The sequence below is a fragment of the Trichormus variabilis 0441 genome, from assembly GCF_009856605.1.
Taxonomy (GTDB): Bacteria; Cyanobacteriota; Cyanobacteriia; order Cyanobacteriales; family Nostocaceae; genus Trichormus; species Trichormus variabilis.
On the sequence record NZ_CP047242.1, the window covers coordinates 3,685,390 to 3,711,377 of the forward strand.

Genomic DNA, 25,988 nt, shown 5'->3' on the forward strand with positions numbered 1-25,988 from the left:
AAAATACTGAACAGTTTCCTAATTGGTACTTAGGATGCTTTATATAGCTCTCTAGTGTTTTAGAGCGTTACAACGTGAAAATAGTTAAATTAAGGGTAATTTTGCAGCGATTTTGAACTGATTTGCTGTGATTTTGCCCTGTTTTGCTTTTGACAATAAGCCGATTTTGGCTCTATAGTTGATTACACTTAGTTGTTCTGTATAGGAAGTACCATCCTTGATAACTAAGCCTTAAATTCACGTTATAACGTCGTAAAATAAATTCTGGAGAATTTAATGAACGGAAAACTTTCTCGCCTTGAATTGGCAGCCCAGCTAGCTGAAAATACAAAAGAGAACGTAGAAATGCTCAAGCTACTATTAAAGCTAGACGAATTAGATAAAGTTGATGTACAACCAGATTCTCAGTTAAAGCGTAAAGCAGTTGAAATAGCTGTAAAAAAAGGTATTTACACTCCTCGACACGTCAACAAAATGACTTATACGGAACTTGAAGAGTGGTGTCTCGCCCAAAATTTCTAGTTTAGTTATTTAGCAATACAATAACCTATCCATTCGCTTGTGGAGTGGATAGGCTATGAGACCAAAGTAAAAATTCAGTTTTTGGCGTTGCTGAATCAGGGGATGAAATTTGATGTGCTGAAATCTCAAACTCTTTATCTTCTCTGCGTCTCTGCGTGATAGAAATCATCCCACATTTATGCAACGGACGGTTTTTCAATGCTTGGAAAAATTTGTCTCTGGTTAGTCCTAACCTAGAAATTATTTTCTTAAACCGTCACACCTTCCAATTGTTCATCTGTCAACTCATACAACTGACGCAACTTATCTAACTTATCTGTATCAGCTTGCCATAAACCCCGTCCATGCGCTTCTAACATCCTGTTGAGGATATTACGAAAAGCTTCTGGGTTGGCTTGGCGTAGTTTCTCTGCCATTTCGGGGTCTAAAGCATAAGTATCAGCAGCTTGGTCATAAACCCAATCATCTTTAAAATCAGCCGTACCACCCCAACCGATTAGGGCTGTCATGCGTTGGGAAATTTCATAAGCGCCACCGGAACCTTGATTCGCCATTGCATCAGCCCATTTGGGATTAAGTAATTTAGTTCGGTATTCCATCCGCAATAAATCTTCTAAGTTGCGGGGTGTGGTGTCTTTAGAGAAACTTTCGACAAAACTAGCCGTAACTTTCTTACCGCTTTGCTTTTCGGCTGCTTTTTTCAACCCGCCGGTGTTGGCGTAATATTCCTGAATATCGGTTAAACCATATTCTACCGAATCTATTTCTTGCACAATGCGATCGCTCGTCTTCAAAAGTTCCTGCAATACTTCTGGTCTAGCTTGTCCTTTGTCTTGTCTGCCATAGCTAAACACATTGCGACTTTGCCAAGTATTGCCTAACTCTTCGCCAGATTCCCAGTTACCATCAACAACTCTATCATTGACCAAAGAACCAAAATCACCCGCAGGATTGGAAAATAATCTCGCGGAAGCATTTTCTACGCCTTGGGCTTTTAAAGCTAAAGCGTGTTTTCTAATAAAATTCTGGTCTTCTGGTTCATCAGCATCAGCAGCTCTTTGAAATAAATCATCTAATAATTCAATGATGTTGACAAAACTATCTCTAAAAATTCCTGACAGATTTCCTAACACATCAATACGGGGATGTCCGACTTCTGCTAAAGGCTTCAATTCATAACGCACAATGCGACCTGTTCCTTCTTTCACAGGTTCAGCACCGACTAATTCTAAAAGAATCCCTAAAGATTCACCCTTAGTTTTAATCGCATCCAATCCCCACAATAAAACTGCTACGGTTTCGGGATATGTATGATGTTCTTGTAAATGCTGGGCGATGATTTTTTGAGCAATTTCTCGACCCCGTTCATAAGCTGCGGGGGATGGCATTCTATAGGGGTCTAAAGCGTGAATATTTCGACCTGTGGGTAATACACCAGCACCATCCCGTAACAAATCGCCTCCCGGTGCTGGGGGAATGTATTCACCATTTAATCCGCGTAATAAATTAGTTAATTCATCTGTAGTTTGCATTAACAAATCTGTAATTTGCTGCTCAATTTCTGGGTCTTTTGATTGTTCTTCACCAAAATAAGCATTGAGATAAGACGCTAATTCTTCTTGATTTGGTGCTTCACCTAATGTATGTAACCCAGAAGAAAACAAGCGCGTTTCTAAAACTTGCAAATACTCATATAATTTCACCAAATAATCATCAAAAGCATGGGCGCTAAACATTCTGATATTTTCTGGAGTGAAGGAAATACCCAAGCGTTTGGCATCTTCAAAGGGGCAATCTGTATCTAAACCTGTATCAACAATCTTTTTACAAATCCCTTCTTTCAAGACATAATTCTTTTGCGGGTCTTCTCGATATTCTGCAATTAAATCCCGCAGTGTAATTAATTCCTTATATAACCCAGCGCGACCATAAGGCGGGACATTGTGAGAAATTAGCACCCCATAACCGCGACGCTTGGCCAAAATCGACTCGGAAGGATTATTGGCTGCATATATATATAGATTGGGCAAATCTCCCAACAAAATATCTGACCAGGAATAACCAGTATTACCCAAAGGTGAACCGGGTAACCATTCTACAGTCCCGTGCATACCAAAATGGACAACAGCATCAGCTTGTAATTCATTTTGCAACCATTTGTAAAAAGCAGCATATTGGGGATGGGGTGTTAAATCACGTTCAAACATCAGGCGCATAGGGTCGCCTTGTATCCCCAATGGTGGCTGGACACCTATCCACACGTTTCCTAACTGCACACCACCAACATGAAGTTCATCACCGTAGGTTTTGATTCCGCTACCTGTCAAAGATTTCCATTGTTTTTCGATACGGGAAGTGCGGAGATATCCCAACCATTTTTCCAATTTACGGGAATTAACAGTATTAGCTGAAGAAGGAAAAGGTTTATTTTTCTCCCATCTTTCCATCTCTTCATCAGTTTCCTTCACCAGACGAATTAATTCTTCCCCATCTTCTGGGATATCGCCGACGTTGTAACCTTGGTCTTTGAGGGCGTGGAGTAATTTAATCAAACTACGAGGAACATTTAATAATGCAGCCGTACCCGTAGCCCCATAACCAGGAGGGAACCCATATAAGATGATGGCAATTTTCCGTTCTGCTGGGGGTGTTTGGCGTAAAGCAATCCAGCTTTTAACTCTACCAATGAGACGCTGTACCCGTTCAGGAACTAAATAAATATCTTCACCCACCAAACCACCAAGGGGTATGGTATCAATTGCACCGTCTAATTCTGGTAAGGCGTATAACACTACGCTTTGCAAACCACCCACACCTTGACGTGTCCATGAATGGATATCTTGAATTAATAAAGGTGCAGCGACAATATAAGGAACATTTTTGGCGGTAAGAATGCGCTTGGCTACTTCCACCTGACGACCAGCTTCCATTGAACCCGCCGGGCCACCGACCAGAGGAAAGCCAATAGTGGAAACAATTGCATCAACTTTAACGGCTTCTGGGGATAGTGAGGGTGTGGCAATATTACCGATTTGGCGTTGCTGAAATTCGTAGTCAGTCGTCATCCAATCCCGTACCGCAACGTGTCCTTCTACGCCGTTGATAAAAATAGGTAAGGGAATGAAACCCGCATCTTCAAAGCGGCGAATTAATTGGGGAATATAGGGTTGTTTGGTGATGACGTGTTTACGGTAGAGGAGAATACCAACAACTGGATTTGTGGCGACGTTGCGGGGATGGGTTTGATACCATGCCAAATATTCGCGGGGGGATGCAAAAAACCCTGGATAATCGGGATGCAATAAACCTATGTTGGGGGTTTCAATTGGTGGGGGAATGTCACCGATTTTTAAATCTAAATATTTTTCTGCTAGCGTCCAAAATAAAGCAGCCACGTTTTCAGTGCCGCCGGCGTTCCAATAACCATAGATAATTAACCAGTTGCGTAAGTCTTGGACTTTCTGCACTGGGACAAATTTTAAGAGTTTGGGGCCGATTTTTAAAAAGCTAATATAACCCGCGAGTTTGTCTTCTTCTCGTCCGTTGCTGAATTTGTCGAGAATAAATTTAACAGGTTTGGGCATTCCCTTTGGTTTATCACCAATGGCGAAAGCACCCAGTTTAGTTAAACTCATCAATTCTAAGGCTGACTCAAATACTAAGCGGATGGGAATTTGGGAAACGCGATCGCGCAACCACACAACTTGGTCATAATCAAATAGTAGGCTACCAAAAAACACATCCGCGCCTTGCAAGGCCGCTTCCACTTCCAGACGTTTGCTGGTAATATCGCGATCGCTAAACACCCGAATATCTAAATCAGCACAGCGAGAATTAGCCAAAAAGGCTGCTTTTCTGTACAAGTCAGCATTAAATGATTCAAATCCAGCAATCAAAACGATGCGTTTCATTCCCGTAAGCCAAGAAACATTTCTTTACCTAAAATTTTACATAAAGCTCTTGACAATTGGGCATCAGTTAGAGAAAAGGGATAGGGGATTGATTTGTCCCTAATTCCCAATTTTGGCAATTTGGCACATTTGATAATTATCAGGTTGGTATTCTGAGGTTCATGAATGTTCTTTGTGCGACCATACAGACTTGCAGAACCCCTCGGTTAACCACCGGGGGTCTTTTTTTTAACCTTTGTAGGGGATAATTTTTAAAAGATATCAGGGATAAATTCCAGTGGTTCCACAATCAGAACTTCAGGAAAACTCGTCTATGCAGGCCATTGGGCGTGTATTGGAGAGTTTGCGGAATTATAGATTGATTTCGCTGGGGGCTTTGTTGAGTCTTTTGCTGTTGACGGTGGCAAATGCAGTCACGCCCCAACTATTTCGCTGGGGAATTGATCAGGGCATTGTCAAGAAAGACTTACAGATAGTACTTTACAGTGCCGCCTGGATGGTAGTTGCGGCGATCGCTCGCGGTGTGTTTAATTTTGGTCAAAGTTATTTGGCAGAGGCGGCTTCCCAAGGTGTAGCTTATGAACTGCGAAACAAGATTTTTAGCAAAATTCAAAATCTCAGTTTTAGCTATCATGACCAGTCACAAACTTCTCAACTCTTAACCCGCGTCACTAGTGATATTGAGCAAATCCGCACTTTTATCGGTACTAGCTTAATTCAGGTAATTAGTGGAATAGTGACGTTAGCCAGTGCAGCCGTAATTTTACTAGTCATGAATTGGCAACTAGCACTAATTACCTTAACAGTTGTACCCATGTCAGGGTGGTTAATGGCGCGATTCATCACCCAAAATGACCGCCTGTTTCGGCAAGTACAAGAGCAACTAAGTGACCTAAATGCTGTATTGCAAGAAAATCTGATTGGTATCAGGGTAGTCAAAGCTTTTGTGCGGGAGTCGGCGGAAAGGTCACGTTACACAGGTCTGAATGATGCCCTAGTGACGGCTAACATGAAGACAATTAGCGCCATTCGTAATACCTTTCCGTTTATCTTTTTACTGAGTAACTTGGTAACCCTGGCGGTGTTTGGCTATGGTGGGGCGCAGGTAATTGGCAATACTTTCTCCATTGGTGAACTAGTAGCCTTTAACGCCTATCTAGTATTAATTTTGCAACCAATTTTACTGATTGGTTTTGCTGCGCCAGCGATCGCCCAAGCAGCCGCTTCTGCTCAACGAGTCTATGAGGTCGTAGATGCAGCAGTAGAAATCCGCGATCGCGCTGATGCCATTCCCTTTGAAATTTGTGGTGGTAGAATCACCTTTGAAAATGTGTCTTTCCGCTATCCTGGTGCAGCTACAGAAGCCCTAAAAGATGTTTCCTTTGAAACTAAACCTAACGAATTAATAGCCATTTTAGGCATGACAGGTTCCGGGAAAAGTACCGTTATGAACCTGATTCCCCGCTTTTATGATGTCACCAAAGGGGCAATTCGCATTGATGGGCGAGATGTGCGAGACTTTACCCTCAACAGCCTCAGAAAGCACATCGGCATTGTATTTCAAGAAACCACCCTATTTTCGGGAACTATCCGCGAGAATATCGCCTATGCCAAACCTAAAGCATCATTAGAACAGGTAATAGAAGTAGCGAAAACTGCCCAAATTCATGATTTTATTATCAGCCTGCCAGATGGTTACGAAACCATAGTTGGTGAACGTGGCGTAGGTTTATCTGGTGGACAAAAGCAACGAATAGCGATTGCTCGCACCCTCCTCACCGATTACAGTATTTTGATTTTGGATGATAGTACTTCGGCCGTTGATGCTAAAACCGCCTCTGAAATTCAAGCCGAACTGGATAGCATGATGCGGCAAAAAGCTTGTGTCACCTTTGTTGTAGCCCAACGTATCAGCACAGTCAAAAACGCCGACCGCATTTTTCTCATAGATAAAGGACGGTTAGTAGCCCAAGGTACTCACGAAGAACTAATGCAAACCAGCCCACTCTATGGCGCAATTTTGGAATCTCAAGTGAAGAAGAGACAGGAGACAGAAAAGGTAGGGAATGGGGGGTTGACAACTAACAACTAACAACTGACAACTGACAACTGACAACTAACAACTGACAACTCCCTATGAGAACTCCAGCCCCAGTTATTGCCTCCGAACAACAAGCAACTAAGCAACTTTCAACCTTACGGCGTTTTTTACAATACTTGCGTCCCTTTCGCAAAGAAGTTCCCATTGCTTTGAGTTTAGTATTAATCGGTGCTGTCACCCAGGCGATCGGGCCGTTTTTACTAGGTTGGTCAGTAGATAACCTCATAGCCAAAGGCAATTTACCAGGATTGCTACTGTTATTAGTGTTATTAGGCCTAAATTATAGTTTTGGTATCTGGGCAATTCGGGGGCAAATTATCCGCGTCGGCTGGATTATGCAGCGATTACTGGCTCAGTTGAGGCAAGATATTTTTACCAAAATTCAAAGTTTGCCACTCAGCTTTTTTGACCGCAGTGAAGCCGGTGATTTAATGAGTCGTCTGCTAAACGATGTCAACACTGTTAATCAAGCCTTTGGGCAAACGGTGGCACAAATGCTAGGTAATACCTTCAGTTTGGTAGGTATTGTCATTGCTATGCTTTCAATTAACTTACAACTTGGGTTGTTAAGTAACTTAGTTGTCCCTCTGATGATTTTTACCACCAGCTTATTTGCGCGTTGGGCTAGGACTAAATTTCGCGTCACCAGACAAACAATTGGGGAACTTTCCGCCAAGTTAGAAGAAGATATTGGCAGTGTGCGAGAAGCCCAAGCCTTTAACCGGGTACATCTCAACATCGCAGAATTTGACGTTCTCAACGCCGCTAATCGTGATGCCAACGTTGAAGCCGTAGCAATTACGGCGGCATTTTTACCATCAATTGATTTTCTCAACACCTTAGCTACAGCAGGTGTCCTTGCCTATGGTGGTTATCTTGCCGTGACAGGAGCCGCAACTGTGGGTGTGGTAACATCATTTTTACTTTACGTCCAGCAATTCTTCCGCCCCATCCAAATCCTCAGTCAGTTTTACACCCAAGCTCAGTCAGCCTTTGCCGGATTAGAGCGTATTTTCCTCTTACTAGATGAACCATCCCAACTCAATGACGCACCCAACGCCACCCAAATGCCTCCTATTCAAGGTGAGGTGACATTTGAGGATGTTAAGTTTGGGTATAATCCAGAGCAACTAGTCCTCAAAGGAGTTAATTTACACGCTGATGCAGGACAGATGGTGGCATTAGTAGGGGCGACTGGTTCAGGCAAAACAACAATTATTAACCTCATATTGCGTTTTTATGATGTGTCTGACGGTGCGGTAAAAATTGATGGCGTTGATGTGCGTAGTGTGACTCAAGCCAGCCTCCGCCATCAGATTGGCATTGTCCTGCAAGATAATATTTTGTTTAGCGGTACTGTTGCCGAAAATATTGCTTTTGGCGCGCCTTATGCCACTCAAGCCGAAATTGAAGCGGCGGCACAAATGGCAAACGTCCATGAGTTTATCACTTCACTACCGCAAGGTTACACAACCAAATTAGGCGAACGGGGCGCACCTCTCAGCCAAGGACAAAGACAACTGATTAGTATTGCTCGTGCAGTATTAATTAATCCCCGCATCTTGATTCTTGACGAAGCAACCAGTAGTATAGATACCCGAACAGAAGCTCTAGTACAGGATGCGATCGCCCGTTTATTACAGGGTCGCACCAGTTTTGTCATTGCCCACCGCCTCAGCACCGTTACCCAAGCTAATCAAGTATTGGTTATTCAGCAAGGGCAAATCGTAGAACGAGGTACTCACGCAGAACTTGTCAGGCAGCAAGGTATTTACGCTAATCTGTATGCACTCCAACTGGGGGCAGCGACAGCACAATAATTTATGGGTAATTGGTAATTGGTAATAATGTGACGGACTGCGGGTGTTCAGATCCCCGACTTTTTCAAAAAAGTCGGGGATCTAAGGGATATATGAAAAAAATCACCTCTGGATTTTCTACCTCAGAGGTGATTAGCAAAGACATCTGATTGTGGACTAGTCTGGAATTTAAATTTAACTTTGAAATCAAATATCTCCCCTCCATCTGAAGGCGCAAGCAAGGTTAAGTTGATTTGTAATTAGCAGTACAAAAATCCAAATACTAGTATTAAATTAACGTGAGTCTCCAACGGAGGCGCACCTACGGGAAGGGCGAAAGAAAACTTTCTGTTTTCTTAGGAGTTTGACGGAACCTAACCCCAACCCCTTCCCTACAAGGGAAGGGGCTGACAATCTATAACTGAGTACCAAATAATCAGGTTTTTAAGCCTCTACCCGCGTCGGGGAGAGGTTTGGAGAGGGGTTCTTCCGAATTTATCGAACTCACATTAAATTAATCTTAACCACGCTCCATAACAGACCGTAGATAATCATTGAATATTTAAACTCCATAATTATTACTAAACAGGTACTAAATACCGTTTCTTGATAAAGATGCACTTTATTCCGTACTGTAGAGACTTTCCATGCAACGTCTCTACATCATTTATTTGGCGCAACTTCATAGAGAATTGATATAAATATATACCTATTGTTTCTTTATCAAAATTACAAATGTATTATCTAGATTAGATGAGAAAATCTAAGAATAAATTGTACATTACTAAAGATTAAATAGTAATTTATTTTTGTCAATGAATCAACATGAATATGTACATATTACCTTAATGTAACTTTTTTTTGAGTCAGATATACAATAAGAAGAGATGCCAATGACTTATGCTTTGGTTGACCAACACAGCAAACTATTCTCCCTCTCAATCCCTTGTCTTTTATGGCAAGTTGATGCGCTGTAGTGGTAAGAGATGAACAGCATATCTATAGGCAGAGGGGATATCTCGTAAAACTTTTCCTGAAAAGAGTTTAATACTCTGGGTCGTTAAACTTTGAAATCTACACAATTAGACCAATTTGAGTGTATTTCAAGTGACTGAATATCATTTATTGTTTTGCTGATTGCTCAGCACAGATGGTCTATTGTCTATTACCTCAAACGCTTCGCCAGATTTAAAATCCAGAGGACTCAATGACTAACTCCAGTTTTACGAAAGGAAAAAATTCATATCACCACCAAGCGGAAGAACCGCATTTACCGACCAAAATACAGATAAAAAATGGTAGCAAACATGAAGTTTCTAGGCAGCGAGAACCTAGAAATGATGTATCTATTACTAATGACTTAAATCGGGGTCGAGTAGCTATTTTCATCGATGGTGCTAATCTATTTCAAGCCGCTTTACAACTTGGTATCGAAATCGATTACCTCAAATTACTTTGCCGTTTAACTGCGGGTTCTAGATTATTACGGGCATTTTTCTACACCGGAGTTGATATGTCTCGACCAACTCCTACACGTCAACGCACCAATGATAAGCAACAAGGTTTTCTATTTTGGATGCGCCGTAACGGTTATCGTGTTGTCACCAAAGAACTCCAAGTTACAGATAACAACAAAAAACCAAATTTGAACGTAGAAATTGCTGTAGACATGATCACCTTAGCACCTCATTATGATACAGCTGTCTTGGTGAGTGGTGATGGTGATTTAGCATACGCAGTCAACGCAGTCAGCAGCACCGGAGTTCGTGTAGAAGTCGTCAGTTTACGAACCATGACTAACGACTGTTTAATTGATGTCGCCGACTACTTTATTGACCTCGATAGCATTAAACAATATATCCAAAAGGATTCCCATCTAGGATATGGCTATCGGACGCTATCTAATTCTAATCTTTAAAATATAAAGGTTGGTTGAGTTAATACTCAATATGGTTAAGTGAAAGATAATTTCACCAGATTTGGATAAAAGCTATTGAGAAAGGATGCACTTGATATTCCTTTCTTTTTTCATGTTTGCAAACCGTAAATTAGTTTTAATAACCTAAAATCTATAAGACTAATATTCGATTTATGAACTATACGTAGGGCAGCCACTGCGTTGGACGGGTTCCCCGGCTTAGAGCAAGTGGCGTTGGCCAATGCCCACCACAAGCATGATATGGTAGGCATTGCCTACAGATACTTTTCCTTACTAACCTAAAAGCTATATCTAGCTCAAGCACAACTAAAAGCGTAAGTGTTAAATTAATTACTATCAGAACTCTTGCAGTTGCTGAAATAAAATAACAAGCCTAGAAATTACGCTGCGTACCTTACATCGAAATGGACATTCTAATTGTTGAGGATGAATCAGAAATTGCTCAGTTAATTCAACATTCCTTAGAAAAAGAGGGCTTTTCCTGTCGGACTAGCCGCGATGGAATCAATGCTTTACGAATGTTCCAAGAACAACCACCAGATTTAATCATCCTAGACCTGATGATTCCAGGGTTAGATGGGTTGGAAGTTTGCGCGAGAATTCGCCAGAAACCTGGGGCAAAAGACCCATATATACTAATGCTTACAGCTAAAGGTGAGGAAATAGACCGGGTAATTGGCTTGTCTACGGGTGCTGATGACTATATGGTCAAACCCTTCAGCCCTAGAGAGTTGGTAGCGCGAGTGCGGGCGCTTCTAAGGCGCAGTCTACGTCAAGGGGGACAAAATCAGGTAAGTCGAACTCAACACTTTATAGTAGATGTAGACCAACGGACTGCTAGTCGTCAAATAGATGCCCATCAAGCAGAAGCTTTAGATTTAACTACTCTAGAATTTAATTTATTAAGCACTTTTGTCAGCAATCCTGGGCGGGTGTGGAACCGAACCCAACTAATTGACAAATTGTGGGGAGATAATTTTTTTGGTGATGAGCGTGTTGTGGATACTCATGTAGCTAGGCTCAGAAAAAAAATTGAGCCTGATCCCACTAATCCCAGTTTTATTAAAACTGTCGTCGGAGTTGGTTATAAATTTGAAGACTCTCCCGTAATTTCAGCATGATCAACAAAGGTTGGCGTTGGACAAAATCCCTACCTTTAGCATCTCGCTTGTTTGTCTCCCATTTAGTGGTGATGATAGTGGGATTAATTAGTCTGGTGATTATCAGTAGAGTTTCGTCACCGCGCTTTTTTGTCCTGCACCTAGAAAGATTGGAAAGTGAAGGGGTAAATTTAATCAATGTTCGTGCAGATTTAGTCCAAGGGTTCGAGATTGCTTGGCGCAGTAGCACTATTTGGTCAGTTTTAGTCGGTAGCACGGCTGCGGGAGGCTTGAGTTACTGGGTTTCTAAACGGATTATGCAGCGATTAACTGAGATGGAACAAATCACTCAACAGTTTGCTGCTGGTCATCTACAAGCGCGACTACCTTTGTCTGACATCCCCGAACTCAATCGCTTGGGTACGAGTTTTAACCGCATGGCTGCAAGTTTGGAAGGGGTGGAAGCACGCCGACGGGAACTCATAGGAGATATGACTCATGAACTACGCACACCGTTAACAGTTGTGCGTGGTTATTTAGAAGAACTCGCCGATGGTGAAATTGAACCGTCCCCAGAGGTTTATCGGCGCTTGGCGAAAGAGACTAAACGTTTAGAACGATTGGTCAATGATTTACAAGAATTATCGAAGGCAGAAGCTGGTTATTTACCGATTAGAATACAGTCAGTAAATCTATATCCTTTATTAGAGTCTTTAGTAGAAAGATTTAGTGATCAATTGTTGGAGGATGGGCCAGTATTACTTGCAGAATTTACACCCCAAATCCCCCTTGTACTAGCAGATATCGATCGCACAGAACAAATATTAGTCAACTTGCTAGGTAACGCCATCCGTTATACCGTCAAAGGCTCAATTACCATCCGTACATGGGCTGAAAACAGGCAACTCTGGATTGCCGTGATTGATACAGGGATTGGTATTGCCTCAGAGGATATACCTCATGTATTTGAGCGCTTTTGGCGAGCTGATCAATCACGCGATCGCCATTCCGGTGGCACAGGTATTGGCTTAACTATCACTAAACACCTAGTAGAACTACAAGGTGGCGAAATTCACTTAGATAGTGAACTTGGTATTGGCAGCACTTTCCGATTTTGTTTGCCTCTAGCATAAGCAATAGTTTATAGATCACCGACTTTTTAAAAAAGTCGGGGTTCTGAGCGTTCATATTTTCCACACAAAACGAACGGCTTCCATTATGATAATGGTTATCAATCTTGTGAAGACTTATGTCAGTTGAAAATCCATCTACCGCCAAACCATTGAACCTGCTTCAACGCCCCCGTCGGTTGCGTCGGACTGTAACACTGAGGCGGATGGTGCGGGAAACTACCCTGACAGTGGATGATTTGATTTATCCGATGTTTGTCATGGAAGGAGAGGGGCAAAAAGTAGAAATTGCTTCTATGCCTGGATGTTATCGTTACTCCCTAGATTTGTTGCTCAAAGAGATAGCCGAAGTATCACAGCTAGGAATTAAGGCGATCGCACTTTTCCCTGTCATCTCCGAAAATAAAAAAGATGATATCGGTGCAGAAAGTTACAATCCAGATGGGTTAGTACAGCAAACAGTCAAAGCCATTAAACAAGCAGTTCCCGACATTGTTATTATCACCGACGTAGCCCTTGACCCCTTCACCACACATGGACATGATGGTTTAGTTGCTGAAAACGGCACAATCTTAAATGACCCCACTGTGGAAGTGTTAGTGAAAATGGCACTTTCCCAAGCCGCCGCCGGTACAGATTTTGTCGCCCCTTCCGACATGATGGATGGCAGAATTGGCGCAATCCGTCAAGCCTTAGATGCAGAAGGCTACGTTCATGTAGGAATTTTGGCATACTCCGCTAAATACGCCTCTGCCTATTACGGCCCCTTTCGAGATGCGTTAGATTCTGCCCCCAAATTTGGCGACAAAAAGACTTATCAAATGGACGCAGCCAACGCTAGAGAAGCAATTAAAGAAGTAGAACTAGATATTGCCGAAGGTGCAGATATTGTTATGGTAAAACCTGCCCTGGCATATCTAGATATCATTTATCAAGTCCGTCAAGCCACCCAGTTACCAGTTGCAGCCTACAACGTCAGTGGCGAATATGCCATGATCAAAGCTGCGGCTCAAATGGGTTGGATTGATGAAAAACAAGTGATTTTGGAATCTTTAACCAGCATGAAACGCGCCGGCGCAGATTTAATTCTCACCTACTTTGCCAGAGAAGTAGCACTGATGTTGCTTTAAAAATGGGAATGGGGAAGTAGAAGGGAGAACTTTTGACAATCACCCATTACTAATGATCAAAAAAATCGTCCCAGCCAGTTTTATAGTCATTCCCAATTCCCAATCCACCCATTTTGCGCTAACATGATAACGATTCTCATTATTTATTAATATGGTCAGTTCCTTAACCCAGTCCCAGAAAGACTTAGACCAGCACAACAACGAGCAACTTGTGCGGATTCGTCACACCTGCGCCCACATTATGGCGATGGCAGTACAAAAGTTATTTCTAGGGACAAAAGTAGCCACTGACTCAGTGACAGACAAGGGATTTTACATAGTTTCCAATTATTGAACATTGCCGGTACATATTGGCTGCCAAGAAGTAATTGACAAATACAAAACTCTCAAGTCTATTTGCTGAAATTGAATATACGTACATAGCCACAATTATTCAACAGCATCATTGATTTCATAGTTCACAAACATCTCATCATCCTATGAATACACTAACCGCAGAAACAACCAGCATAATTCCTGAAATTCCCAAACGAGGAATGCCAGTTACAATCATTACTGGCTTTTTAGGTAGTGGTAAAACAACTCTACTCAATCAAATTCTTAAAAATAAGCATGACTTAAAAGTAGCTGTTCTTGTCAATGAGTTCGGCGATATTAATATTGATAGCCAGTTATTAGTGTCTGTAGACCAAGATATGCTCGAACTAAGCAATGGTTGTATATGCTGCACTATCAATGATGGTCTAGTTGATGCTGTTTATCGGGTTTTGGAACGAGAAGAACGTATTGATTATTTAGTTATTGAAACTACTGGCGTTGCTGACCCATTACCCATTATTTTAACATTTTTAGGTACAGAGCTTAGGGATTTGACAAACCTTGATTCAATTTTGACGGTTGTAGATGCGGAAGCTTTTGAACCAACTCATTTCGAGAGCGAAGTTGCTTTAAAACAACTTACTTATGCAGATATTATCCTCCTGAACAAAACAGACTTGGCTACTGCGGAAAAAATTCAAGCATTAGAAGACTATATCCAAACTGTCAAAGATAGTGCAAGAATCCTACATACCAAATATGGTGAGGTAGCTTTACCCTTAATTTTAGGTGTTGGCTTAACCTCAAAAGATGACTATACAACTGATGATGCAGAAGCTCCTCATGAACATAATCATGAGCATCATAGCCAAGACCATGACCATCATGAGCATCACCATCTTCATGAACACCACTCCCATCATTTAGATAATGATGGATTTGTTGCGGTATCTTTTCAGTCTGATAGACCGTTTGATATTCATAAATTTGAGAATTTTCTCACAGAACAAATGCCCCAGAATGTGTTCCGAGCTAAGGGTATTTTGTGGTTTAGTGATAGTGAGTTACGCCATATATTTCAACTGAGTGGGCCTCGTTATAACTTACACGCCGATGAATGGCATACTTTACCAAAGAACCAATTAGTTTTTATTGGTAGAAAATTGGAGACTCAGCAAATTTATACACAACTTAACAATTGTTTGATATGATTAAGAAGTGTTAAGTAATCAAACGACTCGGTTAATAGATTTTTGTCAATCTCTAACTATTAACTAACTCACAATCTCTACCAATTAAACGAAATAATATGACTTTATCGATTCGTCCCGATACAGTTTCTGCTGCTCAGATGGTATCTTCTTTATCTACTCAGCAAACACCAACTGTCACAGAAGCAGAAATGGTACAGGCTGTGCGTACTTTACTAATTGGATTAGGAGAAAATCCTGACCGTGAAGGGTTGCTAGATACTCCTAAGCGAGTGGTAAAAGCTTTGCAGTTTTTGACTAAGGGATACAATGAATCCTTAGATGAACTGTTAAATGGTGCAGTATTTACAGAAGATGCCAATGAAATGGTATTGATTCGGGATATCGACATTTTCAGTTCTTGTGAACATCATATTTTGCCAATTATTGGTCGCGCTCATGTTGCCTATATTCCCAATGGTAAGGTGATAGGATTATCTAAAATTGCGCGAGTTTGTGAGATGTACGCTCGACGTTTACAAGTACAGGAACGTCTGACGCTACAAATTGCTGATGCACTGCAAGGTTTACTCAAACCTCAAGGGGTAGCAGTGGTAGTAGAAGCAACTCATATGTGCATGGTGATGCGTGGTGTACAAAAGCCTGGTTCTTGGACTGTAACTAGTGCAATGCGTGGTGTATTTGCGGAAGATGCTCGCACTCGTGAAGAGTTTATGAATTTAGTACGACATAATGCTAATTTTCACTAATACCGTTTCTTAATGAAGATGTGCTTTATTCTGGACTGTAGAGACCTTTACCTGGTGCAACTTCATAGAAAATGGGTATCAATAACCAAGATTTAGAGGACACCAAAAAATAAATTATCCGAAATTGATGGTTTGGTAGGGTGCGTCAGTATGAATAATTTCTGAGTATATTTAAGTTCTATCATACTGACGCACTCTACATTTTTGATATTTTTTATCTGGAATTCCCTTATATACAAGTAATAATCAAAGCTTAAAAAAGTTTTGTAATAGCGCATCTGTCTTTAAAATTAATGCCATAAATCCATAAATAAGGTACAGATGCGCTGCTACTGGCTAAAAATTTTCATTTATTCCACAAATCTGCAACGCTAAAACTTCCTATAAAGATGAATGTGGAGATAAAAGATATTTTGTCTCTGTGTTTATATCTATGTTGAAAAATTTAGCATTATTCTTTAAACCTCTTCATCTTCTCCTTGAATTAAAGAAGTAAGTCTATCTAAAGTTTGTGTTAGTTGTGTTAGCTTTTGCAAGGAATCATCTTGAGATTCAGCGAGGCTCTGCACTGCATCACACAAGGCAAAAATTTGATACCCCTGTTGCTGTAACTGCTTTCCTTGTGCTTCTACTTGGCAACTCAGATTTTCCACTCTTTCTGCGAGACGTTCAATGGTTTCAGTAGTAGATAATACTGCTTCCCCAATTTGCTCCACAATGGACTCTAGACGACTAATTTTTACCTCGACTCCAGATGCAACCATTTCTTGACTACCCCGATTGTAAGAGAGAATTTTAGTAATGTATGGATATTAATAATTGACTAATCTAGTCCAATAAATACAACTCTATATAAATGCTCTTTTCATACTATTGATGATTTTATTGATGGCTGCTTCTAGCAAATGGTAGAAGAATTTTTGCAACTTCAATGATAATTGAGCTAGTTTAATTGCTTTACCTTGTATCTGTCACCTGCATTTGATCTTGGTAAGAGAATCCTTGCTTAGGGATGTCTATCTGGACTTAATTTTGATCAGATGAATTTGAGATTTTTCACTCATACGATCGCCTGGTAACATTATTTGCGACTATAGGCATTTTTAATACATATTATTGTGTTTCAACCATCCTCCTCATGAAATATTTATTTCTCTTTATTTTAAATTTATAAAACTTCATGATCCCCAGAAGGTTGATGAAGATTACGTAAATATACCGTAAAATGTCCGAGTCTTTGATGAAGATGAGTTTATATTTTGTTGAGTGCAACTCAGTGTTATTACCCTTTTTGTTAGGCATTCGGCTAGAAAACGTACCATGTATCAAACACAATTACAAAGCGTCTTGCAAGGTACTACTTATAAGGATTGGGCGTTCGGGCTTATGCCCCATCCCTCAGTGCAATCTAAGTTCAAACGTTGTTTAGATATTTTAGGCAGCTTAGTGGGATTGGGAATTTTAGCGATCGCATTCTTACCAATTGCGATCGCGATCAAGCTCGATAGTCCAGGCCCAATTTTCTTTTCTCAAGAGCGCTATGGTTTTCGGGGTCGTCCCTTCCAAATTTGGAAGTTTCGCTCGATGGTGAACGACGCGGAGAGACTGAAAACCTTAGTAGATAACGAAGCAGACGGATTGATCTTTAAAAATAAAAACGATTTTCGGGTAACTAAAGTGGGGCGTTTATTGCGTAGTACTAGCTTAGATGAACTACCCCAATTCTGGAACGTCCTCATGGGTGACATGAGTTTAGTCGGAACACGTCCACCCACTGCTGATGAAGTAGCCAAATATAGCGATCGCCACTGGCAAAGATTAAACGTCAAGCCTGGCTTAACCGGCGAATGGCAAGTTAACGGACGTTCTCATGTCAAAGACTTTGAACAGATAGTAGATTTAGATTTGCAATATCAAAATAATTGGCATCCTCTATACGACTTGCTACTGATTGGTAAAACAATTTACGTTATCGTCGCTAGAGTTGGAGCCTTCTAAAGCGATCGCTCAAAATAATGATTGAGCAAGCTTGGCTCTCATCAATTACCCATTACCTATTACCGAAAACACCGCCCACAAGGGGGCGGTGTTTTTCATCTTTGCCTTTATGCGTACTGAATGATGTCTATTTACCTTTTCCCAGAATTAGTTAAACGTTTTTTCCCTGATTTCTTTGGCACAGCTTGAGCAGCAGAGCGAGGCTGATGCTTACTATCTTTGGGTTTTTGCTTGCGTTCATCCTGGCTTGGTTCTGGTTTAGTTTGGGAATTAGCTCCAATACCCGCTACCAATTCAAAAGGCAATCGTTTTTCAATCAGTTTTTCAATATCTGCCAACAAATGATATTCATCGGCGCTCACCAAAGATACAGCCTCACCTGATGCACCAGCACGACCAGTGCGACCAATGCGATGAACATAATCTTCTGGTACATAGGGCAAATCGAAATTGACCACATAAGGCAATTCGCTGATGTCCAGCCCCCGCGCGGCGATATCAGTTGCCACTAAAACTTGTAAACTACCATTTTTGAACTTTGCCAGAGCGTGGGTACGTGCCGACTGGCTCTTATTGCCGTGGATAGCTAGAGCTTGAATGCGCTCATGTCCCAATTGTTTCACCAGGCGGTCAGCACCATACTTGGTGCGAGTAAATACTAGTACTTGATACCAATTATCTTTCCGAATCAGGTGAGCAAGTAAATCTCGTTTCCTGTCGCGCTCTATTTTGTAGACTTTTTGTGTCACCGTATCGGCGGTAACGTTACGGCGTGCTACTTCAATCATTTGTGGGCGATTTAGCAGACCGGCGGCTAGTTCCTTGATTTTGTCTGAGAATGTAGCGAAGAATAGCAAATTTTGTCGCTGTTTGGGCAGCAAAGAGAGGATACGACGGATATCACGAATAAAGCCCATATCTAACATCCGGTCGGCTTCATCCAGCACGAGAATCTCAATCTGTGAAAGGTTTACCGTTCCCTGCTGCACATGGTCTAGGAGTCGCCCTGGGGTAGCAACCAAAATATCCACGCGACCCTTTAAACGCTGTTTTTGGGGATTAATACTGACTCCACCAAACATCACCATTGAGTTGAGGTTCAAGTACTTGCCGTAGTCACGTACGCTTGATTCCACCTGTGCGGCAAGTTCACGAGTCGGGGTGAGAATCAGCGCCCGAATGGGGGAGGAAGGACTGGAGGCGCTTTTAAGACTATCTTGGGATAATAAATGTAGCAGTGGGAGGGTAAAGCTGGCAGTTTTCCCAGTTCCAGTTTGAGCGCCAGCTAGCAAGTCACGTCCCGACAAGACAGCAGGAATGGACTGCATCTGGATTGGTGTAGGTTTGGTGTACCCCAACTCAGTAACAGCACGAATAATTTCATTGGACAAGCCGAGATGAGAAAAAGACATAGAACTCCGGATATAACATCGGCCTGTCACCAGTAGCGGTATCAGTCTTAGGCGGACGGACAAAGGTTTGAGGCGTGGGATGGGCAGTAGCGCCAAGACTGATAGCGAATACCCCAACCGTGAATCTTAACAGAGTAAAGGTGACATATAATCCAATTTCTTTAAACTTTAATATTGATGGTTGAGAATAATGGTTCCAAGCTAATGTACGTCTGATGACAAGTCATAGATACCCGACTTTTTCAAAAAAAGTCGGGTATCTGAACACCCACAACCTGGGATATTTCAAAAATTAGCAGTACCTAAGAAATTGAGTAAGTTACCGCAGAATACAAAACCGATCGCCATAAAAGCAAAACCTACAAAACGGACGATTGTGTATAAGCTATCCTTAACCAGTCGTCTGGTACTAGTGGCGATTGCATACTGAGTTAAACCGAAGCCTGCGGTGTAGGTAAGCAAGGAGATGAAATCAATCCCGTCGGTAACTTGTCCAGAAACGTAGCCTTGCAACAAACCAGCGATCGCACCTAAGATCACTACAACCAGCCAGTTAGGTTTATGGGGCATCACTAAGATAGCACCAAAGCCAATAGTAAAAATAGCGATCGCTATCTCTGCACCTGGTAAATGGAACGTCGATAAATGTGTAAGTCCGCCCAGTACAGATGCTAAGACAAAAGACATGGTGACGAATGAACCATGAACAATGCCTGTTGAGATTAAACCAATGCCTAATATCCTGGCTAAACTGTCGAGGTGCAGCACCGGATCAGCCACACCCCATAAAAAACCATCCCAGCTATTGGTTATCTGATATTGCAGAGATAATCCACTTACAGAGCTTAACAAACTAATTAGTATCAAAGCGGCGATCGCTCCCAGGTGACGATGCTGTAACTTCCTGACAGCAGTAGGTATGGATGTAGTTAACATAAAAATGCACAAGTAGTTTTTTGATACCTTATACTTCCCTGGCAATCAAAATAACTAACATCTCATACAAAACAGAGGTAGAGGGATAGGGGGCAGGATTAATGTACAAATGTTGGATAGAAAGTTTTTTTTGTTAACAACTAATACCTAATACCAATTCTCTATGAAGTTGTGCCAAATAAATGATGTAGAAACGTTGTATGCAACGTCTCTACAGTACAGAATAAAGTGCATCTTGCTCAAAAAACGGTATAAAAAAACTGGATTCTTATGTAGAAGACTTGAGGCGAGTTGGGATGCAAATGATAAACTCAGTCCCTTCGTTGGGAGCAGAAACACACTTTAGGGTGCCACCATGCTTATTGATAATCTGATAACTAATCGACATCCCTAGACCAGTACCTGAACCAATAGGTTTAGTTGTGAAGAAAGGGTCAAAAATTTTATTTCTTACTTCTTCCGTCATACCACAACCGTTATCAGAAATCTGAATCATCACTTGACTACTATCTAGAGCCTTAGTCTGAATCTGAATCAGTGGCTTGTTTGCTGATTCCTTGGCTGCTTCAATAGCATTGGTCAGGATATTCATGAATACTTGATTTAGTTGACCAGGATAGCACTCCACTAGAGGTAAGTTATTGTATTCTCTAACAACGTCAATATCTGGATGTTTGCCCTGACCTTTTAAGCGGTTTTTTAGCAGTAATATTGTATTATCAATGCCTTCATGAATATCTACTTGTTTAATTTCCGCTTCATCCAAGCGAGAAAAATTGCGTAAAGATAAAACTATTTCCCGAATGCGATCGGCTCCATTCTTGATAGAGGCTAAAATTTTTTCAAAATCGTTCTGTACAAAATCAAGATCAATTTCTTGTATGTAAGCCGCAATTTCCCAAGCAGGTTTAGGATAGTATTGCTGATAAAGAATAATTAGTTGCCACAAAGCTTTGGTATATTCATAGATGAAGTGAATATTACCGTAAATAAAATTAACTGGGTTATTAATTTCATGGGCAATACCTCCAACTAATTGACCCAAAGAAGACATTTTTTCTGTTTGAATCAGTTGGACTTGAGCGTTAGCCAAATCGTTCAAAGCGACTTGCAGTTTTTCTGCTTGGTCTTTAGCTTTAGCGGCTGTAGCCAAGGATGCCAACATACTTTGATGTAACTGATTGGTGCGCTCCTCAACTCTATTCTCTAAGTCTGCTTTAATTTGTAAAAGAGCTGCTTCTGCTGTTTTGCGCTCGATGATTTCCGTTTTGAGTCGGTTGTTAGCAGCTTCTAATTGTGCAGGACTAGGTAAAGCTAATAATTGCGGAACAATGGGTATGAGGACAATGGCTGTATATATGGAGATAAAAGCAGTGATTGCCTTCATGAAACCAGACAACCAATAAGTTGGATGCCAAAGTGTCCAGATTTCCATCACATGGGAGGTAGCACAGGAGACAATGAAAGCCCCAAATAGTAGAAATATCCATTTAAAAGGCAAATCTTGTCGCTTTCTAACAAAATAAACCAGGGTGATGGGGATGGAATAGTAGGCAACAGCGATGAGGAAATCTGAAAGTGTATGCAACCAAACTAATCCAGGTTGCCACAGGTAGCAATGGCCATGAGGGATAAATAAATTATCCGCAAAAACATTATGTATTAATTGTAACATTAAATATTGCCAAAGTATACTTCGCTACGATAATTTACATGGCAAGTATAAAATTTTGTAAATAAAGATGCTACAGAGAAATTACTAACTTAGTAGTTCTGCCACTTGATGCTGGCTCCAAAGTTTCCGGTACAGACCTGCTTGCTGTAACAGTTCCAAGTGATTACCCACCTGTACAATTTGACCTTTATCCATGACAAATATCCGGTCTGCCGCCGCCGCCGCCGAAAGTTGATGAGTGATGAAAACTACAGTCTTACGTTCAGTACCACTGGATAGATTATTGAGAATTTGTGTAGCTGTTTGATTATCCACACTAGAGAGGGCATCATCTAAAATTAAGACTGGAGCATTAACTAACATTGCTCTAGCTAGTGCAGTACGTTGCCTTTGACCGCCAGAAAGGGTAATACCGCGTTCTCCGACGATGGTTTCATACTGTTGGGGAAAATTAATAATTTCGGGATGGATTTGAGCTAGTTTAGCAACGTACTCTACATTTTCTGGAGGACTGACAGGATCGCTGTAGCGGATATTATTTTTAATTGTAGTACTAAATAAAAAGCTATCTTGAGGAACATAGGCGATCGCACTACGTAAATCGGCCAAAGCTATCTGAGTAATATCCTGCCCATCTAAAAACAATTGTCCTGGCGCAACTTCCAATAATCTGGGCAAGGCATTAGCTAACGTAGATTTACCAGAACCGATTGCTCCGACAATCGCTACGGTTTCCCCAGGAGCAATAGTAAAGCTAACTTTGTCCAAAGCCGGATTTTCAACACCCGGATAAGCGTAACTGAGATTTTTGGCAGTTAATTCCCCTTTTACCTCAGCTAATTCTAAATGTATGGCTGCATCAGCATCTTGAATTTTAGCTTCTACACTGAGGATAGCTTCCAAACGATCTACACTCACCTCACCCCGTTGGTAAGCAGAAATCGTGAAGCCTAATAGCGCTGTGGGAAAGACTAGACGTTCTATGTATATGAGAAGCGCCAAAAAATCGCCAACAGCTAAGGTTCCCTCGGCAATTCTTGACGTTCCCAACCAAATAACTACCAGTGAACTCAGACTGGCTAAACCACCAATTAAAGGAAACAGAATATTGCGGCTTTTGGCTAGTTCCAAGTTAGCACTTAATAACTTTTGATTTTGTTGGGCAAAAGCGCGACGCTCATTTTCTTCTTGAGCGTAAATTTTAATTAAAGCAATGCCACTAATATCTTCTTGAATCAACTCACTAATGTCAGAGAGTTGTTCTTGTACTTTTGCCTGTTCCTGACGTAAACGATTGCTAAATAAGTTGACTAAAACAAACATTAAGGGATAAATTGCCAAAGCTGCGAGTGTCAAATCGACACTAATTCTCAGCATGACGGGTAAGGTGAGAACGTAAGCAAATAGGGTGTTGGCCAAACTTAAGACCGCAAAACCTAATAAGCGCCTGACATTATCTACATCACTGGTGGCTCTGCTAATTAGATCACCAATTGTATTGGTGGCAAAATAAGCTGGTTCTAGCTTGAGTAAATGCTCAAAAATCCGTTGTTTAAGGTCAAATTCTACTTGCCTACCCACTCCAAATAACCAAATCCGCGAAGCCATGCGGATGAGCAACATAGCGGAACTAAGCAAGATAATAACTACTACGTAACGTAATATTTGGTTCCAGCTAAAGTTGGTAGAAAGTAGGTCAACACAAGCCCTAATCAACCAAGGGATATAAACACCCAGCCCATTGACAGACAACAAAGCCAGGATGCCCAATGCTGCTTCCCGCCAATGGGGACGCAGATAAGCAGCAAGTTTAGTAATTCGTCGAGATTTTGTCATGAATTGGGGGACTGGGTTTTGGTGACTGGGGACTGGTGAGTCAGCGACGGGTACGTAGGGGGTTTCCCCCATAAGCGACTGACGAACCCCGAAGGGGGAATTGGGGACTAGTGAGTGGAGAATGTTGAGTGGAGAGTGCCGAGTCAAAATTTCTTTACCTCTGCTCCCCTGCTCCTCTACTTTTTGCTAGTCCCTAGCCCCTGTTCTCTTTTTCAAGATACTTATTTTACCCTTATGATTGACGACCACGTAAGAAAAAATAAATCTGATTAAGATAACTTTCCCAAAATCTTGTTGTTTGTTGCAGAGTGTCTGCACTAGGTACAAAGTCACTCACAGTTAAACCTGTCCGATTTGCTACAGGGGCAGGAGTCTGTAACAAATAGGAGGGAATTTCTGAATTTAACGAGTTGAGAGCTATTGTTGTCTGCCCTGATTCCGCACTGTATAAGATATTGCTTCCAATATCAGTAATATTATTGCTTGATGGCTGCAAGGCTACTAAGGTTTGTGATGGTAGAGAAACAGATGTGGTAGCTAAGGTTCCTCCTAGCAACTTGTTGATGAATGGCATACTCGACAACAGTAGAATCGTCAATGCCCAACCGGCAAGATATCCTCCTGGCTTTTCTATACCACCGCCTTTAATTCTTTGGGCTGCGAAAATCAGCAGTAAAAGTGATCCCCCTAAGGGTTTGAGGGGAAAGGATACTAAATCCCAGAGCGATCGCACAGCTGGTTCATTCGGATTAATGAATGACAAAGCTAAGACAACCAAGATAATAACTAAGATTATTCGCCCAACAAAAGTACTGGAAGGATAAACTCTCTGAAACAGGGAATAGACAATAATCCCAATCAGTAGCCACAGCAGTACCCGGCTTAACAGTAAAAACATATATTTACGCTCTAATCTCCTTTTGTGGTTAGCCTAGAGGTCTTGCGAAGTGGATTTATTTTAGCCTCAACTGTAATTGCAGCATTTGACATCAAACTGTTCACCCCTCACACAAAAGACCACCGTCGTAGTGATTTTAGTGCAATTTTTCCACACTGCGTCCAATATTTATAATTTTCCAGATTATTAATTACTTACGTAGCTAAATTTTTTTGTTGAGACTGGGTGTAAGGGTGTAGGGGTGTAGGGGTGAATTCCGCAGGGTACTTTCTACCTTTCTTGCTAAATTAATTGAGTAGTTGTCACTCAAAAGGAAAAACTATGTCGCCTGGAAAGCCCAGCATCTTGGTAACGGGGGGAGCAGGATATATTGGTTCGCACACTGTCCTGGCTCTCAAGCAAGCAGGTTACGACGTGGTAATACTAGATAATTTGGTCTATGGACATCGTGATTTAGTAGAAAAAGTTTTACAAGTAGAATTGGTGGTGGGTGATACAGGCGATCGCTCTTTGTTAGATGAGTTATTTAAATCCCGTCATTTTGATGCAGTGATGCACTTTTCCGCTTACGCTTATGTAGGCGAATCTGTTAGTGATCCTGCCAAGTACTATCGCAATAATGTTTTAGGCACATTAACCTTATTAGAAGCGATGCTGGCTGCTTCAATTAATAAGTTTGTCTTTTCTTCCACTTGTGCCACTTATGGAGTGCCAAAAAGTGTTCCCATTCCCGAAGATCATCCCCAAGACCCCATCAATCCTTATGGTGCGACTAAGTTAATGGTGGAAAGGATTTTGGCGGATTTCGATGTAGCTTATGGTTTGAAATCAGTCCGTTTCCGTTACTTTAATGCTGCTGGTGCTAATCCTGATGGATTGCTAGGTGAGGATCACAACCCCGAAACTCATTTAATCCCTCTAGTACTACTAACAGCTTTAGGTAAACGTAAATCCATCTCTATTTTCGGCACTGATTATCCCACACCCGATGGCACTTGTATTCGGGATTATATCCACGTTAACGACTTAGCCGATGCCCACGTTTTGGGATTGGAATATTTGTTAAAAGGTGGAGATAGCGAAGTTTTTAACTTGGGTAATGGCCAAGGTTTCTCTGTCAGAGAAGTAATTGCAGCTGGTGAACAAGTCACAGGATTACCCATAGCCGTTGAAGAATGCGATCGCCGTCCCGGAGATCCCCCCAGTCTGATTGGTAGTGGTGAGAAAGCCAGAAAAATCCTTGGCTGGCAACCAAATTACCCATCAATCAAAGATATTGTTGCCCATGCTTGGCAATGGCATCAGAAGCGGCATCAATAACAA

Annotated in this window: 19 protein-coding genes; 12 read left to right on the forward strand and 7 right to left on the reverse strand. The window is 41.4% G+C overall.

Going from position 1 to position 25,988, the window contains the following annotated elements; all coding sequences use genetic code 11:
- Positions 1–276 precede the first annotated feature (276 nt).
- Positions 277–522 carry a hypothetical protein gene (locus tag GSQ19_RS14985; RefSeq protein WP_011318734.1) on the forward strand — a complete coding sequence of 82 codons (246 nt, stop codon included), beginning with the start codon at positions 277–279 and terminating at the stop codon, positions 520–522.
- Between the two features lie 248 nt (positions 523–770).
- Here the strand turns inward: GSQ19_RS14985 and bchH are convergent, their stop codons facing one another.
- Positions 771–4,433 carry a magnesium chelatase subunit H gene (gene bchH, locus GSQ19_RS14990; protein WP_011318735.1) on the reverse strand — a complete coding sequence of 1,221 codons (3,663 nt, stop codon included), beginning with the start codon at positions 4,431–4,433 and terminating at the stop codon, positions 771–773.
- A 277-nt stretch (positions 4,434–4,710) separates the two neighbouring features.
- Here bchH and GSQ19_RS14995 point away from each other — a divergent pair, with 277 nt between their 5' ends.
- The 9 genes from GSQ19_RS14995 (at position 4,711) to folE (ending at position 15,910) form a co-directional block, all read left to right on the forward strand.
- Positions 4,711–6,525 (forward strand): ABC transporter ATP-binding protein, encoded by a 1,815-nt coding sequence (locus tag GSQ19_RS14995; RefSeq protein ID WP_041456166.1) that lies wholly within the window; start codon positions 4,711–4,713, stop codon positions 6,523–6,525.
- A 44-nt stretch (positions 6,526–6,569) separates the two neighbouring features.
- Positions 6,570–8,354 carry an ABC transporter ATP-binding protein gene (locus GSQ19_RS15000; RefSeq protein ID WP_011318737.1) on the forward strand — a complete coding sequence of 595 codons (1,785 nt, stop codon included), beginning with the start codon at positions 6,570–6,572 and terminating at the stop codon, positions 8,352–8,354.
- Between the two features lie 1,186 nt (positions 8,355–9,540).
- Positions 9,541–10,251, forward strand: a complete 711-nt coding sequence (locus GSQ19_RS15005) for a LabA-like NYN domain-containing protein (RefSeq protein WP_010998860.1) — start codon at positions 9,541–9,543, stop codon at positions 10,249–10,251.
- Positions 10,252–10,676: 425 nt separating this feature from the next.
- Positions 10,677–11,393, forward strand: a complete 717-nt coding sequence (locus GSQ19_RS15010; RefSeq protein ID WP_011318738.1) for a response regulator transcription factor — start codon at positions 10,677–10,679, stop codon at positions 11,391–11,393.
- Positions 11,390–12,505: a sensor histidine kinase gene (locus GSQ19_RS15015; RefSeq protein ID WP_011318739.1), complete on the forward strand. Its 1,116-nt coding sequence runs from the start codon at positions 11,390–11,392 to the stop codon at positions 12,503–12,505. Before GSQ19_RS15010 ends, GSQ19_RS15015 begins: the two co-directional genes overlap by 4 nt.
- Positions 12,506–12,621: 116 nt before the next feature.
- Positions 12,622–13,632 carry a porphobilinogen synthase gene (gene hemB / locus GSQ19_RS15020; protein WP_011318740.1) on the forward strand — a complete coding sequence of 337 codons (1,011 nt, stop codon included), beginning with the start codon at positions 12,622–12,624 and terminating at the stop codon, positions 13,630–13,632.
- 151 nt (positions 13,633–13,783) lie between these two features.
- Positions 13,784–13,966, forward strand: coding sequence for a hypothetical protein (locus GSQ19_RS15025; protein ID WP_011318741.1), 183 nt, complete (start codon positions 13,784–13,786; stop codon positions 13,964–13,966).
- Positions 13,967–14,111: 145 nt separating this feature from the next.
- Positions 14,112–15,161: a CobW family GTP-binding protein gene (locus GSQ19_RS15030; RefSeq protein WP_011318742.1), complete on the forward strand. Its 1,050-nt coding sequence runs from the start codon at positions 14,112–14,114 to the stop codon at positions 15,159–15,161.
- A 98-nt stretch (positions 15,162–15,259) separates the two neighbouring features.
- Positions 15,260–15,910 carry a GTP cyclohydrolase I FolE gene (gene folE, locus GSQ19_RS15035; RefSeq protein ID WP_011318743.1) on the forward strand — a complete coding sequence of 217 codons (651 nt, stop codon included), beginning with the start codon at positions 15,260–15,262 and terminating at the stop codon, positions 15,908–15,910.
- A gap of 458 nt (positions 15,911–16,368) precedes the next feature.
- Here the strand turns inward: folE and GSQ19_RS15040 are convergent, their stop codons facing one another.
- Positions 16,369–16,674 carry a hypothetical protein gene (locus GSQ19_RS15040; RefSeq protein WP_011318744.1) on the reverse strand — a complete coding sequence of 102 codons (306 nt, stop codon included), beginning with the start codon at positions 16,672–16,674 and terminating at the stop codon, positions 16,369–16,371.
- Between the two features lie 556 nt (positions 16,675–17,230).
- Between GSQ19_RS15040 and GSQ19_RS15045 the strand changes: the two genes are divergently transcribed.
- Entirely contained in the window at positions 17,231–17,908 is a 678-nt protein-coding gene (locus GSQ19_RS15045) for a sugar transferase (RefSeq protein ID WP_011318745.1), read from the forward strand.
- Positions 17,909–18,039: 131 nt separating this feature from the next.
- On the opposite strand, the gene GSQ19_RS15050 is transcribed toward GSQ19_RS15045, so the two are convergent.
- The 5 genes from GSQ19_RS15050 to fraI all read right to left on the reverse strand — a co-directional run bounded on the left by GSQ19_RS15050 (position 18,040) and on the right by fraI (position 24,665).
- The gene (locus tag GSQ19_RS15050) at positions 18,040–19,320 is read right to left on the reverse strand and encodes a DEAD/DEAH box helicase (RefSeq protein ID WP_011318746.1); all 1,281 of its coding nucleotides are present in this window, start codon (positions 19,318–19,320) and stop codon (positions 18,040–18,042) included.
- 285 nt (positions 19,321–19,605) lie between these two features.
- Complete coding sequence (locus GSQ19_RS15055) at positions 19,606–20,256, reverse strand: HupE/UreJ family protein (RefSeq protein ID WP_011318747.1); 651 nt, start codon at positions 20,254–20,256, stop codon at positions 19,606–19,608.
- A gap of 268 nt (positions 20,257–20,524) precedes the next feature.
- The gene (locus GSQ19_RS15060; RefSeq protein ID WP_011318748.1) at positions 20,525–21,931 is read right to left on the reverse strand and encodes a sensor histidine kinase; all 1,407 of its coding nucleotides are present in this window, start codon (positions 21,929–21,931) and stop codon (positions 20,525–20,527) included.
- Positions 21,932–22,015: 84 nt separating this feature from the next.
- Positions 22,016–23,767 carry an ABC transporter ATP-binding protein gene (locus GSQ19_RS15065; protein ID WP_041456722.1) on the reverse strand — a complete coding sequence of 584 codons (1,752 nt, stop codon included), beginning with the start codon at positions 23,765–23,767 and terminating at the stop codon, positions 22,016–22,018.
- A 232-nt stretch (positions 23,768–23,999) separates the two neighbouring features.
- On the reverse strand, positions 24,000–24,665 hold the full coding sequence (gene fraI, locus GSQ19_RS15070; protein ID WP_011318750.1) for a septal nanopore formation protein FraI: 666 nt from the start codon (positions 24,663–24,665) through the stop codon (positions 24,000–24,002).
- 321 nt (positions 24,666–24,986) lie between these two features.
- Here fraI and galE point away from each other — a divergent pair, with 321 nt between their 5' ends.
- Complete coding sequence (gene galE / locus GSQ19_RS15075; RefSeq protein ID WP_011318751.1) at positions 24,987–25,985, forward strand: UDP-glucose 4-epimerase GalE; 999 nt, start codon at positions 24,987–24,989, stop codon at positions 25,983–25,985.
- Positions 25,986–25,988 lie beyond the last annotated feature (3 nt).

Bases quoted from the DNA above. Each gene is read 5' to 3' on its own strand.
- galE (WP_011318751.1), top strand. From the start codon at position 24,987: ATGTCGCCTGGAAAGCCCAGCATCTTGGTAACGGGGGGAGCAGGATAT.
- GSQ19_RS15010 (WP_011318738.1), top strand. From the start codon at position 10,677: ATGGACATTCTAATTGTTGAGGATGAATCAGAAATTGCTCAGTTAATT.
- GSQ19_RS15005 (WP_010998860.1), top strand. From the start codon at position 9,541: ATGACTAACTCCAGTTTTACGAAAGGAAAAAATTCATATCACCACCAA.
- GSQ19_RS15025 (WP_011318741.1), top strand. From the start codon at position 13,784: ATGGTCAGTTCCTTAACCCAGTCCCAGAAAGACTTAGACCAGCACAAC.
- GSQ19_RS15000 (WP_011318737.1), top strand. From the start codon at position 6,570: ATGAGAACTCCAGCCCCAGTTATTGCCTCCGAACAACAAGCAACTAAG.
- bchH (WP_011318735.1), bottom strand. From the start codon at position 4,433: ATGAAACGCATCGTTTTGATTGCTGGATTTGAATCATTTAATGCTGAC.
- folE (WP_011318743.1), top strand. From the start codon at position 15,260: ATGACTTTATCGATTCGTCCCGATACAGTTTCTGCTGCTCAGATGGTA.
- GSQ19_RS15060 (WP_011318748.1), bottom strand. From the start codon at position 21,931: ATGTTACAATTAATACATAATGTTTTTGCGGATAATTTATTTATCCCT.
- fraI (WP_011318750.1), bottom strand. From the start codon at position 24,665: ATGTTTTTACTGTTAAGCCGGGTACTGCTGTGGCTACTGATTGGGATT.
- GSQ19_RS14985 (WP_011318734.1), top strand. From the start codon at position 277: ATGAACGGAAAACTTTCTCGCCTTGAATTGGCAGCCCAGCTAGCTGAA.
- GSQ19_RS15040 (WP_011318744.1), bottom strand. From the start codon at position 16,674: ATGGTTGCATCTGGAGTCGAGGTAAAAATTAGTCGTCTAGAGTCCATT.
- GSQ19_RS15050 (WP_011318746.1), bottom strand. From the start codon at position 19,320: ATGTCTTTTTCTCATCTCGGCTTGTCCAATGAAATTATTCGTGCTGTT.
- GSQ19_RS15030 (WP_011318742.1), top strand. From the start codon at position 14,112: ATGAATACACTAACCGCAGAAACAACCAGCATAATTCCTGAAATTCCC.
- hemB (WP_011318740.1), top strand. From the start codon at position 12,622: ATGTCAGTTGAAAATCCATCTACCGCCAAACCATTGAACCTGCTTCAA.
- GSQ19_RS15015 (WP_011318739.1), top strand. From the start codon at position 11,390: ATGATCAACAAAGGTTGGCGTTGGACAAAATCCCTACCTTTAGCATCT.
- GSQ19_RS15055 (WP_011318747.1), bottom strand. From the start codon at position 20,256: ATGTTAACTACATCCATACCTACTGCTGTCAGGAAGTTACAGCATCGT.
- GSQ19_RS15045 (WP_011318745.1), top strand. From the start codon at position 17,231: ATGTATCAAACACAATTACAAAGCGTCTTGCAAGGTACTACTTATAAG.
- GSQ19_RS15065 (WP_041456722.1), bottom strand. From the start codon at position 23,767: ATGACAAAATCTCGACGAATTACTAAACTTGCTGCTTATCTGCGTCCC.